Here is a 17958-nt window from a genome sequence, read left to right on the forward strand (position 1 = left end):
GCATGCTGTTACTCATGCGCCGCCAATCGTTTAACTATTTAAATAACTTCTTGGTCACGCAAACGCGGCTGCGGATCATCGCCACGGCTGCTAGGGCGTTGTTGCGGTTGTTGTGGTTGGCCGCCAAATAAACCGCCACCACCAAATAATTGCCCAAACAAATCGCTAAGTCCACCAAGGGCATCGCCATAGCCACCTTGCGGCTGTTGTTGCTGGGGTTGTTGCGATTGTTGCGGTTGACCACCACCAAATAATTCTTCAAAACCGCTGGTTTTGCTTGGCTCGCCACGGCCAGCGCTCAGGCCATTGGCAAGCAAGGTTTGCAACAAACTGCCAAACAACGAACTAGCTCCAGCAGCACCTGGATCGACCTTGCCAGAGGTATCGTTGTTGCCGAATTGACCAAAGCCAGAGCCTTGCTGAGTTGTGCCATAGGCTCCACGTTGCGAAGCCTTGTAGCCATCCATCAGCGCTTCGAGCGTCGATTTACCGTTATTACGGGCTTGCATAAAGGTGGTCACGCCGGGCACAAGCCCATCGAGAATCCCGCCTTCGCCCTGTTGTTTAACCCCAGGCGTATTTTGCACCCCGCCCAACAAGCCACCGAGCAATTTCACAATATCATTCACCCCAAATGATGTTTTACCTTCTAAATCTTTGGCAGCTTGATCTAAGCCGTTGGCATACATCGGAGCGGTTGGGCCTTTGCCTGAAGTACGCAAAGCCTTGCTAGCCGCACGTAAGGCTTGATCAACCGAGCCTTGGCCTTCATTTTGGCGCAATGTATTGGTGATCGTTTCAAAATTGCTGAGCATGTTATCGCCAGCATCGCCGTCGCCAACCCCATCAAGGGCATTCAATGAATCACGTTCATCGGCTAAATTGCGGGTCATTTCGGCAAAAAGGTCGGTCAAAGCCTTCGACATACAACAACTCCTTTGGTGCTAAACCATAATCCTGCTATGGGTATTGCGATTTTCGTACCACCAATTACCACGATTCTAACAGCTTGGCATGATCAACTCAATGCTTAAACAGCAATTGGCTGCCTGTGCTGAATCAACACAAGCAGCCAATTGAACGCTATGCTTAGCTATTTTGCACCAACATCAAGACACTGCTCAATGGTTGGGCAGCCAATTGAGGCATCAATTGCAGCATACCCTGGACTTTGTGCAACACCGCTTGTTGTTCTGCGTTGGCAACACCCAAAACTTGTTCGAGGGCTGCACCAACCGTCAGGGTTTGCAACTCGTCGGCACTCAAATATTGGCTGGCAATCAAGGCTGCTTCGCGCAACACTGGTTGAGCAGCGGTCAGATTCAAGCCATTGTCGTTGCTAGCTGATTTTTCAGCATCGCCATTGCCATTGGCTGGCAACACCCGACTGATCAAACGATTGCCAAGTTCTTTTAATGGAGCAGGCGCGGTGTTGATCAAACTGCCAACGCCGTCGGCCAAACCAATCATGCGTAGAATTTGTTGGGCAGTTTCAGGCGTACCATAAAGCTTGAAGTCCATTGCGGCCATCGCTTCGCCCATGGCTTTGGCTTGAGCCACGCCAATTTCAACTTGGGCGTGCATGCGAATCCGTTCAAGTTCAAGCTCTTGGGCAACCCCAGCGTGAGCGGCTAAAGCTTCGGCCAAGGCTTTTTGGCCTTCGGCTTCGGCAAGGGCTTTGGCACGAGCTGCTTCAGCTTCAGCCAAACCACGTTCGCGAATTGCTTCAGCTTCGACACGGGCGGCATCAGCTTTGGCCTTAATCACTTCAGCTTCGGCCAAACCTTGTGAAGCGACAGTTGCTTTGCTTGCTTCGGCCCGCATAATTTCCGCGTCGGACATCGCTTGGGCTTCAGTACGGCGAGCTTCGGCCATCTTGATTGCAGCGGTTGCTTCGGCGGTTGCCTTTTTGTTCAAGGCTTCGGCATCAGCTTCGGCCTGCTTAATTTGGCGAAAGGTTTCAAGTTCAACTTCATTTTTACGATTGATAATTTCGCGTTTCGCATCACGTTCAGCATTGATAATTTGAATTTGCGCTTCACGTTCAGCGGCAGCACGCTCTTGCACCGTGACCACGCCTTGCTCAGCAACTTCACGTTCGGCGGCAATTGCCAAACGATCTTTTTCAGCTTGTTCGAGTTTAGCTTGCTCTTGGGCCAAGGCCACTTGACGTTCGCGGTCGGCCACTTGGACGGCTTGTTCACGCAACACTTGGCTGCGTTGAACTTCGCGCTGGCGTTCTTGTTCGGCCAACTGAATCGCTTGTTGCTTACGTTGTTCGGCCAACATCACCGCTTGTTCTTTGAGCTTTTCGGCTTCGGCAATCGTGCGTTCTTTTTCAACCCGACTTAATTCAGCCGATTGTTGTTGTTCATAGGCAACTCGTTCAGCCGCAGTACGCTCTTCTGATTCGCGAATTAAGATTTCACGTTGTTGGGTAGCGCGGGCTTGCGATAAGTTTCGCTCTAAATTCAATTTTTCTTGATCAACATCAGCGTTACGGCGGGTAATTTCCAATTCGCTGGAGCGTTCAATATCATTTTGTTCTTGCGAAGTCGAAGCATTGCGCCGAGCAATTTCAAGCTGCTTTTGGCGCTCGATCGTGTTGCGCTCTTGCTCAGCCGTGGCATTACGCTTAGCAATTTCAGTTTGAGTCATTTGATCAATTTCGTTACGTTGCTTGAGTGCTTGCTGAATCACCTCGGCATTGGCCCGTGCCACTTGGGCCCCGAACACATCATCGGTACCGAAACTCCCTTGACGAGCACTCTTTAAGGTTGTAATTGAAACCGCTTCGAGCACCAAACCATTTTCAGCTAAATCGCTACGCACCAAATTTTGCACTCGTTCAACAAATTTTTCACGCTCTTGGTGCAACGACATCAAGGTAAAGGTTGCAGCCACATCACGTAGCGCACCTTCCAATTTACTTTCAACCAAACGTTTTACACTATCAGTATTAACTTCTTTGCCACCAATGGTACGAGCAGCGCGTTCAATATCTTCGGCAATGGGATTAACTTTGATAAAGAAAATCGCCCGAATATCGGCATATTGTGGGTCGATCGTCAGCAAAGCATTGGCTTCCGTCCGCTCGACATCAATATCCATCGTGCGCAAATCAACCCATGTAATTTCATGAAAGGCTGGAATAACCCAGCTACCACCATTAAAAACGACCTTTGGTTTGCTGCCACCAGTTCGCACATACGTACGGTCGGCGGGTGCTTTCACATAAAAATGGTTGACCAAGGCAAAAAACACCACAACCAACAGAATCACGACCAGTAGGGTAATCCCGACTAACACTGCAATCTGTTCCATTATCAATAACTCCTTATAACCCAGGATGGCAGCAATACACTAATCAAACAGCCATCCTAGAGACGTTCCCTCGTAAAATGTTCCTTCTTTCAAAAGCTATAAGCATCACATTCGAGCATTCCTCAAACTCAACCCAATATCTAAAAACTAACGACCAAATTGTTTGGCAATAAAACAACGCTTAACTTGATCGTATTCAACCAAAGCGACTTCAGTATTGGTTGGTAATGGTTCGCCAGTCGCTAATTGAGCAAATACCGTGTGTACTGTGCCATGGGGATCACGCACCTCAACTCGGCCATAGGTTACGCTAATCGTTGGGCTACTAACTCGCCCAACCCGCCCAACCAATTGCTCAAAACCAACGATCAGGCTATTTTCAGGAGCTAATTTAGCGAATAAGCGACTGGTACGGCTGGTTCCGAAAAAGGCCAAGGGTAAACTTAGCACCAACACCACCGCAAAAAACCAACTGGGGTATACGCTATCAAATTGAAACGCTACTGCATTCAGCAGGAGTCCAATCAACCCAAACAGCGATAAAAAACTAACGAGGATAAACATTAGGGGCACTTTGCCAACCCCAAGGGTATCGAGAGCACCATCAAAAAAATCGTGGCCATCGCTATCGATATCAGCATCGCTATCGTGGTCGCCGAAGCCACCAACGATTTGCAACACTGCAAAGACCAAGCCAAGGCCAAGACTAATTAAAAATGGTAAGTTGTACCACGTTGTCCATACCTTCATGGGCGTTTTCTCCACATCCTAGTGTAGCTTCTGTACGTGGTAATTATTAAAATGTTGCAGTGGATGAACTGCTGTGAGCGGCACAACAAGCATAGCACAAAAGCCAGATGCGACACAAGCGGCATGCTTGTGTTAAAATACGCAACATTGTGTTGTCGCCCAACGGCTCTAGCCGCGTTATCAACGCTGATTGCACACCGACGTGCTGCTTCTAGGCGTGGCTTTGGCTTTGTTAGTATCCAAACGCGAGGAGAGCAGTCGTATGCTCCGAACTCACACTTGCGGCGAGTTGCGCCGCGACCACATCGACCAAACCGTGACGTTAGCTGGTTGGGTTCATCGCCGCCGTGATCACGGCACGGTGCTCTTTTTAGATTTGCGTGACCGCTATGGCTTAACCCAAGTGATTGTTGATCCTTCGTCGAATCCCGAAGCTCGCGCTGTGCTCGATAGCATCAAAAATGAGTATGTGATTCAGGTCACTGGGCGGGTGCGCTCACGGCTTGAAGGCGCAGAAAATGCCAATTTGGCAACTGGCGCGATCGAACTCGAAGTGCAAAGTGCCAAGATTCTCAACACTGCCAAAACTCCGCCAATCTTGGTGAATCGTGATGGTGGCGAGGATGAAGCGCTGCGCTTGAAATATCGCTATATTGAATTGCGCCGCGAACGCCAACAGCATATCTTGGGGTTACGCCATCGCACGATCAAATTTATGCGCGATTGGATGGATCGCGAGGGCTTTTGGGAAATTGAAACCCCAATTTTGATGAAAAGCACGCCTGAAGGCGCACGCGACTATCTTGTGCCAAGTCGCTTACATCCAGGCGAATTTTATGCCTTGCCCCAATCGCCGCAACAACTTAAGCAATTGTTGATGGTTTCGGGCATCGACAAGTATTTCCAAATTGCCCGTTGTATGCGTGATGAAGATTTACGCGCTGATCGCCAGCCCGAATTCACCCAACTCGACATTGAGATGAGCTTTGTCGAGCAAGACGATGTGCTTGATGTTGTCGAACGCTTGATGACTGAATTGGTGGCCAATGTCACGCCGCACAAACGCTTGGTTTCGCCTTTCCCACGGCTCACCTACGCCGATGCGATTGAATATTACGGCTCCGACAAGCCCGATTTGCGCTACGACTTGAAATTTGTCAACGTAGGCGAAATCGTCAAAGATAGCCAATTTGGGGTGTTTACGGGGGCACTCAGCAGCGGCGGCAAAGTTCAAGCCATTCGCTTGCCCGGCTGTGGCAGCTATTCACGGAAGCAAATCGACGATCTGCAAGAAGTTGCCAAAATTGGTGGAGCCAAAGGCATGGCTTGGATGGCGATCGAAGCTGATGGCAGCGTGCGCTCGCCGATCGCCAAATTCTTCGAACAAGCCCAACTTGATCAATTAAAGAGTGCAACAGCAGCTGAAGCTGGCGACTTAATTGTCTATGTTGCCGACAAACCAGCAGTGGTAGCGGCCTCGTTAGATAAAGTGCGGCGCGAAATGGCCAAGCGGCTCGATCTTGCCGACAAAGACCTGATGCATTTTGCATGGGTGATCGACTTCCCAATGTTTGAATACAATGCCGAAAGTGGCGAATGGGATGCCGCCCATCATCCATTCTGTATGGTCAACCCTGCCGATGTTGAAAAAATGCAGCGCGGCGAATTTGAAGGCGTGCGAGCCGCCTCATACGACTTGGTATGTAACGGCTATGAGTTGGCTTCTGGCTCAATTCGGATTCACGATCGCAGCATTCAGCAATACATTTTTGATCGCTTGCCCTACAGCCCTGAAGAAATTCAAAAGCGCTTTGGGCATATGTTGGAAGCCTTCGAATATGGCGCACCACCTCATGGCGGCATGGCTCCAGGCATCGATCGCTTGGTGATGTTGTTGGCCGATACCGACAACATTCGCGATGTGATCGCCTTCCCCAAAACCCAACGTGCCGAAGATCTGATGATGAATGCGCCATCATCGGTCGACAGCAAGCAGTTGCGTGAGCTTGGCCTGCGCTTGGCCGATGGAGTTGAACCACGCGGCTAAGCTTAAATTTCAACATAAATTGCTCATAGTTATCTAAACTATGGGCAATTTATGTTTAAAACCCCAAAACCTGTGATACGATAACCTGAGTGATTGAACGTGTGGATTGGCATGCAAACGGCGCAGATTTCTTCGATTAATTTAAGCATTCAGCAACGTTGGCTGATTTGGCTGTGGGTACTATTTTGTGGACTAAATCCGCTTAGTTGCTTATGGCACTGTGGTGCATCGACCCAAGCAAATGAAATAAATCTGAATCGCGATGCTGGAATGTTTATTTGCTTGATGGCCGAATCGCAGCCACCCGCCAGCAGTCTCCACACCCATGCACCTAGCTCCAACCCTGAGCCAACTCAGCAAGGAGTAGCGCAATTGCATGGGTTTAATAGCCTCGAATTAGAATTGAACTGGCTTTGGCAACAATCTAACTATCAACCACTGATTTGGCAGAGCCAACCGACAGCGCCGCCCCTAGCACCCCCACCAGAATTACTATGATTAATTTAGTTTCAGTAATATGCTTGCTATTTTTATAAGGAGTATTCAGCGTGTTCAAACGACTTTTATTTTGCTTATTGCTATTATCCAACCTCGTTGCTTGCGGCGGCAATGATGCGGCTCAAGTGCCTGCTCCGGTTGAAAAAACCGTTGATGGCGTGACCCTCAAACTCATCTCGGAAAACCCATTAACTCCCAATACCGACCAAACATGGGTGATTAATGTGACGCAAAATGGTCAACCGGTGGATAATGCCGATGTCTATTTGGATATCGATATGCCTTCGATGCCAATGGGCCAAAACAAACCACTAGCCAAAAGCGAGGGTAACGGCAACTATCGCGCCCAAGGCATTTACACCATGGGCGGAGCATGGGCAGTGAGCGTTTTTGCCGAATTTGATGGCAAAGAATATCAAGCCAACTTCGATTTCAACGTACCAGAATAAGACCTAGAGCTAGCCCTTCGTTTGAACTGAAGGGCCAGCTCTATTTCGTTTCATTCAGACTTGACAAATTCAACAACTTCGGGCATCATTGGCGCTAGCAAATCAAGCGCGGGAGTAGCGCAATGGTAGCGCATCTGCCTTCCAAGCAGATGGTTGCGAGTTCGAGTCTCGTCTCCCGCTCCAACAACACTACAAAGCTCCAACGGAAACAACGGTTGAAATGCTGTTGTTGGTTGGAGCTTTGTTATGCTCCCAGCCGTAATCCACGCTCGATGCAGCAGGTGTTGAATAATCCGGCGTTGCTCAGGAAACCCAAGCGTTTCGAGTAAGTGCGGTAAATGATCCAAGAAAGCTCGTGCTTGATCAAGATTGACGCGCGGTGGCGCACTTGGCACGGCCTGAAGTTGCTGTTTAAGTTTGGCACTATGAGAAATCCATCCTCATTCAATTAACTCACTAACTTCACGCTGGCAACTCCTTCTAATTTACTCCTGACCATACTCCTATTTACCAATGGTCTATACTCACCTCAACCATTTGTGAGGATTAATAATGATCAATCGCTTAGTTCTCATCGTGTTCATATTCGCACTCTGGAGCTGCGCTGGCGCTACACCACCCACACCCGATCCAACACCAGAAGTCATTGCAATAACGCTTTCGTCTGAAACGAAGCTCTGGACTATTCCACCCAACTCAGCCGATATCCAGCCATTGGCAAGCCTTCCAGCCGGCACCATTGTGCGCGTGATTCGCCATAGCATGCGGTATAACGGCTTCTGGCTCTTTATTCGTACCGATGGCTATGAGGGCTATATTGAAGAGCGCTATGGAATACTAACCATCGAGCAACGGGAACAACTGAAGTAAGTGGCGTAACTACGTTGGCTTGCTCTATCATAGAGCAATGTCTTTGTTGTAGGAGAACGCCCATGCTTCACAAAACCCTGATTATAGGACTCTTTTCAGCCCGATCGTTGGATGTAGCGACAAGGCCGCTCCTGGTCAATCAGAACCTTCGCTCGCGTCCTTGAACCGTGATGACCTGAAAGCCCTCGTGTGGACAGATGACATTGCTGGATTACAGGTGGAAGAAGGAGACTACACCATGCGAAGCGATTTGGATCGCTTCATCACCGAGGCGCGGTTCCAAGGCACCAAGGACTATTTCTTGGTCACTATCGGTACCTACGAATCGCACGATCTCACCATCAAGCAAGCCAAGCTCGGCCTTGAGGGTATCAACCAATTGGCCAATGGGGCAGAGTTTGCGACTCAGCTTCCAAATATTGGCGACCTGCTGTACGTGGGGCATAATCCATCAGATGATTTTACCACTCCGTCATTTGTTTTAGCACGCTGCGGCATTGTTGTTGAGAGCCTTTTGAGTAAAAAATACCCTGCACCGATCTTGGAAAATTATGCCAAGGCAATCGACCAGCGCATTCAAGCTAAGTGTGGCAAGTAAGCATCCACTACCTAACATTGAAAGGCTAGAGGCTGAGGGAATACACTTATTAACTAGCACTGTTCGTCAGTAAATCGCGAATTTCTCGTGCACTCATAATCAGATCTGAGATGAGCATTCCCAGTCGAAGGGTCGTATCGCTATAGCAAATCAATATAGTATTTGAATTGACTGCAAACAACCCTAGTGTCTGCTGCAAATCACGCAGAATGATGTAATCATCTATCGGATGATTCAAGGTAAGTATGATATTTTTGGTAACCTGAATGCCCTAGGACAAACGTACAATTCCATGATTGTCGTCTGCTGCAGCCATAAAATCGGGATGCGAAAACACAATATTATGCAAACTTGGCAGTTTTCGCTGAAGATCGATCACATATTCTTTAATCAGCGTATAGGTCATCATCGAACCTCAAACTCATCGATACCCAACATATAGGAACAAGCGAATGCAGCACCTATATCCCTATATTGGGCCGCCCGAATTGCAACACACATGGGATGAGCGTTCACAACGCCATATAATTTCGACAATTGCCGATGTTGAGCTGTGGAATGCAAGCCAACCAAAATCACGCCACGAGCAGAGCCTAACCGCTACTTTTATTATGGATCCCAAAGCCCAACTTTGGATCGCCGATCAGCGTTCTGAGCATGTGGCTTGTGCCCGTGGTGGCCATGTTTTGGCGGCTGGCGAAATCACGTTTATCGTTGAGGCAGGGCTACTCGTAAACTGTGAACTGACGAATCAATCAACTGGCTATTGCCCAGAGCCAAGCACATGGTCAGTCGTTCAGCAAGTGCTTGATCAACTTGGGCTGCCGCACACTGGCGGCTGGACAACCAGCTACGATTTTCGGCGCTGCCCAGCCTGTGGCATGATTAATTTGATCAAAGATCAATGGTTTGTCTGTGCTGTCTGTGAACATGAGTTGCCATTAGCCTGGAATTGTTGAGCATGAAACTAACCCTGAGCTGCCGCAAGGTAGGCATTTTTCAGGGCAATATAATTTTCAGCAGTACGGCGAATTCGCTCAAGATGTGCATCATCTAAGGGGCGAATTTTGCCTGGAATACCCAAAACCAGCGAATGGGGCGGCACAATCATGCCCTCGGTGACCAAAGCCCTCGCCCCAATCAACGAGCCACGCCCAATCTGGGCATGGTTCAAAATTACCGCGCCCATGCCAATTAGCACGTCGTCACCAACTGTACAGCCATGCACAATCGCGCCATGACCAATACTTACGCCTGTGCCGATCGTCAGCCAAGCATCGGGGTCAGCATGCAAAATTGAGCCATCTTGAATATTACAGCCTGCGCCGATCCGAATCAGGCCTTTATCACCGCGAATCACAGTCATCGGCCAAACGCTCACATCGGCGGCCAACTCGACTGCGCCACAAACCAAAGCTTGAGGCGCAATATATACCCCTTCGGCGCGTGAAACCCGATCGCTAACGCAGGGAAATTGATAGTCCACCGACACACCTCTAGGCTAAAACATGGCCACGCAGAATCGTCAAAGCCTCGCCGCCAATCCGCGAGCTAATAATCTGCGCCTCTTGATCGAACTGCACTGCCACTTCTAAACGGCCTGGTCGGCCCATCGCATCGCCTTGTTCAGCCCGATATTGCACCAAATTGCTACCATCAGCTTGGGCAATCGCCCCAACTCCAACCAATAATGCACCTAGCGGGCCTTGGGCTGAGCCAGTCACCGGGTCTTCATCGATGCCAATCACGGGACCGAAGAAGCGCAAATGCACAGCACTTTCAGCATCAAGCCCTTCGAGGCAGTAAAGTACTAAAGCCGTCAGTTCATGGCTTTGGCAGAGAAAGCGCACATCGTTCATATTAGGCTTAATCGCCAAAAGATTGGCCAGATTATGACAACCAATGTAGCCATAATTGCCACCCCGCGTTGGTGGAATATCGCTGCGAATATCAGCTTGATCTAAACCGAGGGCGGCGGTAAGCGCCACAATTTGCAGTTCCAACGGCTCAAATTCGGGCACTGGAATATCCAACCAAACTTTACAAGCCGAGGTCTTGCTCTCTTGTAACTCGACCGCCAAAATTCCCGAGGCGGTTTCAATTTGATAGCGCCCAGGAATGGCCAAATGACCGCGTTCGGCCAAGGCATGGCAAGCAGCAACCGTGGCATGGCCACATAAGGGCACTTCGACTGTCGGAGTAAACCAGCGCAATTGCAAATCGGCTTGGCTACTCGGCAATACAAAAGCCGTCTCAGAAACATTCATCTCGCGAGCTAAACGCTGCATCACCACCGGATCAAGCCCAGCAGTATCGAGCAACACCGCCGCTGAATTACCAGTAAACGGAACATGAGCGAACGCATCAACTTGGACAATTTCTCGCCAGCGTGGCATGGAACGATCCTCAAAACTAGGGTTAATCTAGCTTCATTCTAGCACGATGGCCGCTCGTTGTGGTTGCCACCGCTTCATTATAAACGCTCACTTTGCATGCTTAGGTTAAAAATAGCCCCTCATCTACCACCTGGATGAGCTAATAAAGAGTAGGGTTTCCTAAACTCACAATTCTGCTCAGCAAAACCGCCAAGATCTTTTATAATAAAATTACGCTCTTGCTTCATCATTGCCGCTTAATTTGCTTAACTAAATCTAGTATGTTTAGTCAATCTCGGTAGGTTTGAAGGAGTTTCTATGCAACGGAGCGTTCTATATCGATTTTTGTTATTAATGATACTCAGCGCTTGTGGCTCAACCCCAGCCCAGCATCCAACCATCATCAGCGTTCCTGCGGAAACTCCAGCGATCCTTGCCGCCGAAATTACGCCTGAAGCCCAAAACTATCCTTTATTAACCGCCTATCAACAAGCAATCAACCAGGCTTTAACCGCCACACCACCAGTCTTGACCTTGAGCAGCCTCGATTCGCAGCAGGCTATGGCGCAGATTGTGGCACTCAACGAGCCGAAATTACAAGGTCAATTCGTTGATCAAATCGGCACGCCCTTTCGGAATGAGGTGTTTGGGGTTGTGCCAGTCCGCGAAAGCGATATTATCGAAGCAACCGCAGCCTGTTTGCAAGTCAGTTGTTATCGCGTCGAGGTCTATAATTTTGCCTTGAATTTGACCCTCGCCATCACCGTTGATGTTTCCAACCAAAAAGTGATCGTGGTCGAACGCCTCGCCAACAGCCAGCCCGATATTCCCGAACACCTAACCGCAGTTGCCCGCGAGATTGCCAGCAATGCCATCGAAGTTGAGCAAGCGCTCGGCTACAAACCAACCTCGGATCAAGCACTGATGGCCAATACCAAAACTGCCTTGAATGCCACCCGTTGCGAACGTTCAGTCCATTTGTGTGTAGCGCCAACCTTTGTTGCAGGCGAACGCGCACTCTGGGCAATTGTCGATTTGACCGATACCCGCTTGGTCGGAGTGCGCTGGACAAATGTTGGGGCAACCGGGCCTGCTGTCACCGAAAAGGGCATGCAAAATGAGGCCGTGCTGAAGTATTGCGACCACACCACTCGCCTAGAGCGCGATGGTTGGGCCTTTGATTATATGCTGACTTCATCCGATGGCCTGCGGATTTCCGATGTGAGCTATCAAGGCAAGCCCTTATTCAAAAGCGCCAAGTTGGTCGATTGGCATGTTAACTATAGCGAACGCGATGGCTTTGGCTATAGCGATGCTGTCGGCTGCCCTTATTTTTCGCAAGCGGCAGTGATTGCGGTCGAACCACCGATGATCGGCGAAATTCGCGAGAATAATCAAGTGGTTGGGTTTCAACTGGTGCAGGAATTTTGGTCGGAGCTTTGGCCTGAGCCATGTAATTATTATTATGAACAGGCCTTTTATTTCTATTTCGATGGACGTTTTCGGCCAGCGATTGCTAGTGTTGGCCGTGGTTGCGGCGATGATGGCACCTATCGGCCTGTTACCCGCATCAGTTTAGCCGAAACTGGCACGATCAGTGCCTGGGATGGCACGCAGTGGCAAGCGTGGAAAACTGAGCAATTGCAAGGAGCCAACACCCGCCAAATCAACCCTGATGGCGCGGAATATCGCCTTGATTTGGCCAATGGCGAAAGCTATACGATTGCAACAGGCCGTGGCCAATTTGATGATGGCGGACGGGGCGACCAAGCCTATGTGTATGCAACGCTTGATCATCCTGAACGCGACGAAGGCGAAAGCGATATGGTGACAATTGGCCCATGCTGTAATACCGATGCCAACCAAGGCCCAGAGCAATTTATCGATAATCCGCCCGAAAATATTAGCAACCAACCCATTGTTTTGTGGTATGTGGCCCAACTCAAAAACGATGATACGCCTGGCAGCCAATATTGTTGGGCCGAATCGGTGTTGCGGCGCGGCGTGTACATACCAGAAGAATATCCATGTTGGTCGGGGCCGCTCTTTCAGCCAGCGCGAGGCAAATAAATGAGTCGTCGCAAAAAACGCCCAACTTCTGCTCAACCCACAGCCAAAGCCAGCCAGCCAGCTAGGCCCAAATCGACCAAAGCGCAAAATCGTCGCTCATTGTTGGCCTTGGGCAGCGTCCTTGCGGTGCTAGCAGTATTTGGAGCTGGTTTGTGGTGGGTTAATCGTAGTTCAGCGACTGCCAGTAATTTTCCGGTTGGCGAAGTAACCTCGTGCAAGCAAATTCCGCCCTTTGCTCAAGCCCAAGGCTTCGGGGTCAATGCCGTTTTAGATACTCAAGCGCGGCGCGTGCGGGGCATGGTGATGTACGATCTGACCAGCGATGGCCAAGAGGCCAGCCAACCTGTGCCCTATCAACACCCTTCTTGGTCAAAAGCTGGCTATCTCAGTTCACCAATTTTGGATCGCGATGGAGCGATTTACGTTGGCGCAGTGCCGTGGGTCAGCATTTTGTATAATCCCCCAGCGGCAGCCAATAAAGTCTATCGGATCGATCCACGAACTGCCGAGCTGAGCGAATTGCTCGATTTGCCAACGGCTGCACCCGCCAACAATACCAATCCATATGGCATTTTGGCGCTCAACTATGATTGCAACACCCATAGTTTGTATGTTTCGTCAGTGCTTGGCTCGACCAAAGATCAGCAATTTGGGCGGATTTTTCGCGTCGATTTAGCCACAAATAAAGCCAGCATCGTCCTTGATGGTGTTGATAGCTTTGGTATTGGAGTGTATAACGGCAACACTGGCAAGCGCTTGTATTATGCCTTGGCGCGGCAACCGCAAATCTACTCGATTGCCTTAGATAACCGAGGCAACCCAACTGGACAGCCGCGTCAAGAGATCGATTTTAGTGGTCAAGGCTACCATGGCGATGAGCGTGGACGACGGATTAGCTTTGGCGATGCCACCATGCAAGTGCGCATCGTTCAATTCGATTACACCCTAACTGCGGTTACCAACCCTAATGAAACAACCTTGAGCTACCGTTACAACTCGCAAACTGATAGCTGGCAAGCTGAGCCATAACCAAGGAGCCTATACGACCGTAGTTCGCAGGTCGCGCTTGGCAAACCCAAAATCCCATAAACGAATCCGCCTAAAGTACCGTTTAAAGTCATGCAGAAAAGCCCAAAATATAGTGTAGTGTGTGGAGCAATATTCGCGTGCAGCTAGCACCTATTCTGCGGCGGAGGCATCGCATGCATACCATTATTTTGACTGGTGATAGTGAAGCCAGCATTCACTGCCTGAAAACCATCAGCAGCAGCTATACAGTAAAACCTCTCAGCCCAACCACTGGTGCTGTGCATATTGGTGAATATCGATTAACTACCACCACCAGCATTCGATTGTTGGCGGTGCCGAAAGATTTATACGAGGAATTAGGTAGTGGCTTGATGGAACGAGCGATCGCCACCATTACCTTTGTCGATGGCTGCCAGCCCTCGGTGGATAGCGGCTACTTTGTCAATGAACTTGAAGAACAGGCTTTTCGCTTGGGCAAGCCCTTGATTGTGGCGGCAACCCGTGGCAATGCACCTAATGCCTTGAGCAGCGACGCCCTGCGCGAAGCCTTGGGCACATCGAGCTATGCCACTGTGGCAAGCTGTGAACTTCAGCAAATTAGTACCTTGTATCGGCTGATTGGCCAAGCGATTAAGCTAGCCCCATCGACAGCCCAACGCCATGCCCAATTGCAACAAGTGCTCAATCAATTGGTCAATGTGTCGCAATATCGGCTGCGGGGCATCGCCTTGGCAACTCACGAAGGCCTAACTTGTGCCCTAAGTTTCACCAAATCAAGCACCCATCAACGGATTAGTGGCTTATCCAAGGCTTTGTTAGATGTCTATCGCCAAATGGGCTATGCATGTGAATTGGGCTGGGCCAGTGCCTTAATTCTGCATGCCGATGAAGGCACGCTGATTGTCGAAACCCTTGGCGAATATCTCGTTACAATGTTATGCGATGATGATTTAGGCGATATTGATGCGCTACGACGTGATCTGAGCGCCGCATTAATGCCCCAACCAGTCGAGCCACAACTCCACGCCGCCTAAAAAAACGACGGGCTACCACATTGCTTGGTAGCCCGTCAACTATTTAATCAACCATAAATTGGCGTGGACGATCGGGATAATCAGCGCCAACCGCATCAACCCCCAAGCTCAAAATATGTTGATAATCTTGTTCAGGGCCGCCCCATGGGCTAACGAACAAATCGGCAGCATGGCAAGCTTCAACTTCCTCACGCGTCAACATCGCCCAGTAGGGCATCACCAAATCGGCATTCACCAATTTAGCCATAGCCGGCGCATCGGGCACGCGCGAGGCATAAATCACCCCAGTTGCCACGTCAGGCGCAATTGCTTTGAGCTGGCCTAATACCACATGATCAAACGAAATCGCCATGATTTGATCGCGCACATTCAATTCATCAAGCAAACGTACCAAGGCCACTTCGATATCGGGGTAGAAAATCGGGCCATTTTTTAGTTCAATCACCACTTTGGTGCGATCCTTGGCCCATTGCAAAACCTCGCGCAAAGTTGGCACGCGGCAATCGCTGAACGATGGATCGAACCATGAGCCAGCATCAAGCGCCTGAATTTCGGCGGCAGTGTGGTGACACACTAGACCTGAGCCGTTGGTAGTGCGATTGAGCGTTGGATCATGAATCACCATCAACTCGCCATCTTTGCTCAAATTAACATCTAATTCCACGGCATCGGCGCGTAAAGCCAAGCCACGTTGAAAAGCCGCCATGGTATTTTCAGGAGCATAGCCTGCTGCTCCGCGATGCCCAATTACAAATGGCCCTTTGCGTGCGCCAAACGGCTGTAACACAGCGACCTCCTTCACAAAAGCTTTTGGTTAATGCCATTGTGCAACGCCTCTGCAGGGCTGTCAATCTACGTCACCAGTTTGGGGATCGGTTGTTGGTGGGCGGGGATCGGGTAAAGAGTAGCGAAGATTTACGCTGCTATCGCCATATAACAATATTAAAATCTTTAACTTGCAATTAAAAAGTTTTAATATATACTTATGCACATCCACACATCAAACGGCACACCACTTCCAACAATTTCTCATCAACCCAACCTAACTAGGAGGATCAGCAATGCATCTATCTGTTCGGCGGTACGCACGGGTCGCGGTGGTTTTGAGCGTTTTAGGCTTGAGCTTGGCCCAAGGCGATGTGACCTTGGCCAAGAAAGAAGTCGAAGTTACGGTTGACCCACATACTATCGTGGCCAGTGATGGGAAGCCTGTAGACGTTATTACTGATGGCATTGTTTATGATCAATTTGGGGCGTATATCGCTGGTAACGCAGGAACTGGTGTTTTAGCCGAAGATGATCGAGCCGAAGCCGTTGACCCCAATGCTTTGCCTGCAACCCAAAGTGGCAGCCAAGAAGGCCTAAATTCGGTAATTGGGACTGATAATCGGGTGCGGATCACGGCAACGACCTCAGACCCCTATCGTCGGATTGGCCAAATTACTTTTAGCAGCGGCGGCGGCAACTATATTTGTACCGGTTGGTTGATCAGCGCCAACACCGTGGCAACCGCTGGTCACTGTCTCTGGAGCAACAACGCTTGGGTCACCAACGTTAAGTTCTACCCAGGCCGTAATGGCACATCAAACCCCTACGGCGGCTGTAACGCCACCAAACTCTTTACGGTTTCACAATGGCAAACCAGTGGCAGCCCCAACTACGATTATGGTGCATTCAAAATTAATTGTAGCGTTGGCAACCAAACTGGCTGGTTCGGCTTGCGTGCGCCAAGCAGCACTGGCTTAGTTGGCCAAGTAACCAATATTGCTGGCTACCCAGGCGATAAAGCTTCAGGCACGATGTGGTTCCACTCTGATACCGTGCGCAGCTACACCAGCTTACGCCTCTCGTATGCCAACGACACCTATGGCGGCCAAAGTGGCTCGCCAATTTGGAACAGCAGCGGCAGCTGCACCAACTGTTCGATTGGCGTACACACCAACGGCGGCACTAGCACCAACTCTGGTACACGGATCACCTCAACCGTCTTGAGCAACTTTAACACCTGGATCAATACCGCGCCATAAGCTGTTGTTGCAACTACCAAAAACGCCCTTGATCATTTGATCAAGGGCGTTTTACATTTACACCCGTACCCTTCTATCAATCCTCCCCCTTACAAGTAACCATGAGGCAGTAGCCCATTTAGCCTAGTTAGTATTCAATCCTTCGTAAGCTGCGGTCTAGGGTTATTGGCTTACCAAAAGATCGCCACTCCCACGGTCAAACAAGCGAATTGTCCTTATTCAATGTTTCGTTGCTTGGGTCATGCCGATTTCACGATTCGCGATCAGTGGAACAGGCCAGCCCTCTGATGTGGGAGTAGCTTGTATGACGTTGTTCATTCGAAGCCTAGTAATTCTGCTGATCGCTCTCGTGGCTCTACCGACCCAACCTTCGCATGCTGCGGATGTTGGACCATTGGCATTAACCCCAACCGAGCCACCAACACCAACCAACACACCCTTGCCAACCAATACACCTGAACCGGCAACCACTGCGCCTACTAGAGTTGTGTTGCCCACCAATACTCCCGAGCCAACCAGCATTGCTCAGCCAACTGGCATAGCACCAACTCAAGCCCCAAGCATTGAGCCAACGGCCACGCCAATTATCTCGGTACCAGGCATTACGGCCACGGCAACTCCAGAACAAAGCATTCCTAGCCCAACTCCCAGCCCTTCGCCAACTCCTGAACAACCAAGCGCAACGCCCATGCCCAGCGCAACTGCGATGCCGCAGCCAACTGCCAAGCCAGCAGCGCCACCAGCAGGCAACCAACCACCATTGCCACGCACCAGTAGCGCTGACACTGCCGCCTTATGGTTTATTGGCTTATTAGGTTTATTAGTCGGACTGATCGGCTTTGGCATTCAACGACGTGCCGCTTAGTGTTAACCAACGAGGTTTAAAC

At 49.9% G+C, this 17958-nt stretch carries 18 protein-coding genes and 1 tRNA gene; 12 read left to right on the top strand and 7 right to left on the bottom strand.

What is annotated here, in order from left to right; translation table 11 throughout:
• Positions 1–38 precede the first annotated feature (38 nt).
• From LCH85_17265 to LCH85_17275, 3 genes are all read right to left on the bottom strand, one after another.
• The gene (locus LCH85_17265) at positions 39–926 is read right to left on the bottom strand and encodes a dihydroxyacetone kinase subunit L (protein ID MCA0353746.1); all 888 of its coding nucleotides are present in this window, start codon (positions 924–926) and stop codon (positions 39–41) included.
• 163 nt (positions 927–1089) lie between these two features.
• Positions 1090–3324 carry a hypothetical protein gene (locus tag LCH85_17270; protein ID MCA0353747.1) on the bottom strand — a complete coding sequence of 745 codons (2235 nt, stop codon included), beginning with the start codon at positions 3322–3324 and terminating at the stop codon, positions 1090–1092.
• 147 nt (positions 3325–3471) lie between these two features.
• Complete coding sequence (locus tag LCH85_17275; GenBank protein ID MCA0353748.1) at positions 3472–4074, bottom strand: YqiJ family protein; 603 nt, start codon at positions 4072–4074, stop codon at positions 3472–3474.
• Positions 4075–4336: 262 nt separating this feature from the next.
• Here LCH85_17275 and aspS point away from each other — a divergent pair, with 262 nt between their 5' ends.
• The 6 genes from aspS (at position 4337) to LCH85_17305 (ending at position 8536) form a co-directional block, all read left to right on the top strand.
• The gene (aspS, locus tag LCH85_17280) at positions 4337–6121 is read left to right on the top strand and encodes an aspartate--tRNA ligase (GenBank protein MCA0353749.1); all 1785 of its coding nucleotides are present in this window, start codon (positions 4337–4339) and stop codon (positions 6119–6121) included.
• Positions 6122–6232: 111 nt separating this feature from the next.
• Entirely contained in the window at positions 6233–6619 is a 387-nt protein-coding gene (locus LCH85_17285) for a hypothetical protein (GenBank protein MCA0353750.1), read from the top strand.
• A 50-nt stretch (positions 6620–6669) separates the two neighbouring features.
• Positions 6670–7068, top strand: a complete 399-nt coding sequence (locus LCH85_17290; protein MCA0353751.1) for a FixH family protein — start codon at positions 6670–6672, stop codon at positions 7066–7068.
• 108 nt (positions 7069–7176) lie between these two features.
• Positions 7177–7251: transfer RNA gene (locus LCH85_17295), tRNA-Gly, on the top strand.
• Positions 7252–7620: 369 nt separating this feature from the next.
• Complete coding sequence (locus LCH85_17300; GenBank protein ID MCA0353752.1) at positions 7621–7938, top strand: hypothetical protein; 318 nt, start codon at positions 7621–7623, stop codon at positions 7936–7938.
• A gap of 238 nt (positions 7939–8176) precedes the next feature.
• The gene (locus LCH85_17305; protein MCA0353753.1) at positions 8177–8536 is read left to right on the top strand and encodes a hypothetical protein; all 360 of its coding nucleotides are present in this window, start codon (positions 8177–8179) and stop codon (positions 8534–8536) included.
• Positions 8537–8807: 271 nt separating this feature from the next.
• On the opposite strand, the gene LCH85_17310 is transcribed toward LCH85_17305, so the two are convergent.
• A complete protein-coding gene (locus LCH85_17310; GenBank protein ID MCA0353754.1) occupies positions 8808–8945 on the bottom strand; it encodes a hypothetical protein in 138 nt (45 codons plus the stop codon).
• Positions 8946–8988: 43 nt separating this feature from the next.
• On the opposite strand from LCH85_17310, the gene LCH85_17315 reads away from it, so the two are divergent.
• Positions 8989–9495 (top strand): hypothetical protein, encoded by a 507-nt coding sequence (locus LCH85_17315; GenBank protein MCA0353755.1) that lies wholly within the window; start codon positions 8989–8991, stop codon positions 9493–9495.
• Between the two features lie 8 nt (positions 9496–9503).
• Here LCH85_17315 and LCH85_17320 read toward each other — a convergent pair whose 3' ends face one another.
• Entirely contained in the window at positions 9504–10028 is a 525-nt protein-coding gene (locus tag LCH85_17320; protein ID MCA0353756.1) for a gamma carbonic anhydrase family protein, read from the bottom strand.
• 4 nt (positions 10029–10032) lie between these two features.
• Positions 10033–10932, bottom strand: a complete 900-nt coding sequence (locus tag LCH85_17325) for a PhzF family phenazine biosynthesis protein (GenBank protein MCA0353757.1) — start codon at positions 10930–10932, stop codon at positions 10033–10035.
• A 297-nt stretch (positions 10933–11229) separates the two neighbouring features.
• On the opposite strand from LCH85_17325, the gene LCH85_17330 reads away from it, so the two are divergent.
• The 3 genes from LCH85_17330 to LCH85_17340 all read left to right on the top strand — a co-directional run bounded on the left by LCH85_17330 (position 11230) and on the right by LCH85_17340 (position 15044).
• A complete protein-coding gene (locus LCH85_17330; protein ID MCA0353758.1) occupies positions 11230–12981 on the top strand; it encodes a hypothetical protein in 1752 nt (583 codons plus the stop codon).
• Positions 12982–14010: a hypothetical protein gene (locus tag LCH85_17335; GenBank protein ID MCA0353759.1), complete on the top strand. Its 1029-nt coding sequence runs from the start codon at positions 12982–12984 to the stop codon at positions 14008–14010. It begins immediately after the preceding gene.
• A 173-nt stretch (positions 14011–14183) separates the two neighbouring features.
• On the top strand, positions 14184–15044 hold the full coding sequence (locus LCH85_17340; GenBank protein MCA0353760.1) for a hypothetical protein: 861 nt from the start codon (positions 14184–14186) through the stop codon (positions 15042–15044).
• Positions 15045–15087: 43 nt separating this feature from the next.
• Here LCH85_17340 and LCH85_17345 read toward each other — a convergent pair whose 3' ends face one another.
• Positions 15088–15831: a glycerophosphodiester phosphodiesterase gene (locus LCH85_17345; GenBank protein MCA0353761.1), complete on the bottom strand. Its 744-nt coding sequence runs from the start codon at positions 15829–15831 to the stop codon at positions 15088–15090.
• Between the two features lie 274 nt (positions 15832–16105).
• Here LCH85_17345 and LCH85_17350 point away from each other — a divergent pair, with 274 nt between their 5' ends.
• Positions 16106–17071 carry a serine protease gene (locus tag LCH85_17350; protein ID MCA0353762.1) on the top strand — a complete coding sequence of 322 codons (966 nt, stop codon included), beginning with the start codon at positions 16106–16108 and terminating at the stop codon, positions 17069–17071.
• A 304-nt stretch (positions 17072–17375) separates the two neighbouring features.
• Entirely contained in the window at positions 17376–17936 is a 561-nt protein-coding gene (locus tag LCH85_17355; GenBank protein MCA0353763.1) for a hypothetical protein, read from the top strand.
• The last annotated feature ends 22 nt before the right edge of the window (positions 17937–17958 follow it).

It is taken from the genome of Chloroflexota bacterium (assembly GCA_020161265.1).
In the GTDB taxonomy this organism is placed as follows: Bacteria; Chloroflexota; Chloroflexia; order Chloroflexales; family Herpetosiphonaceae; genus Herpetosiphon.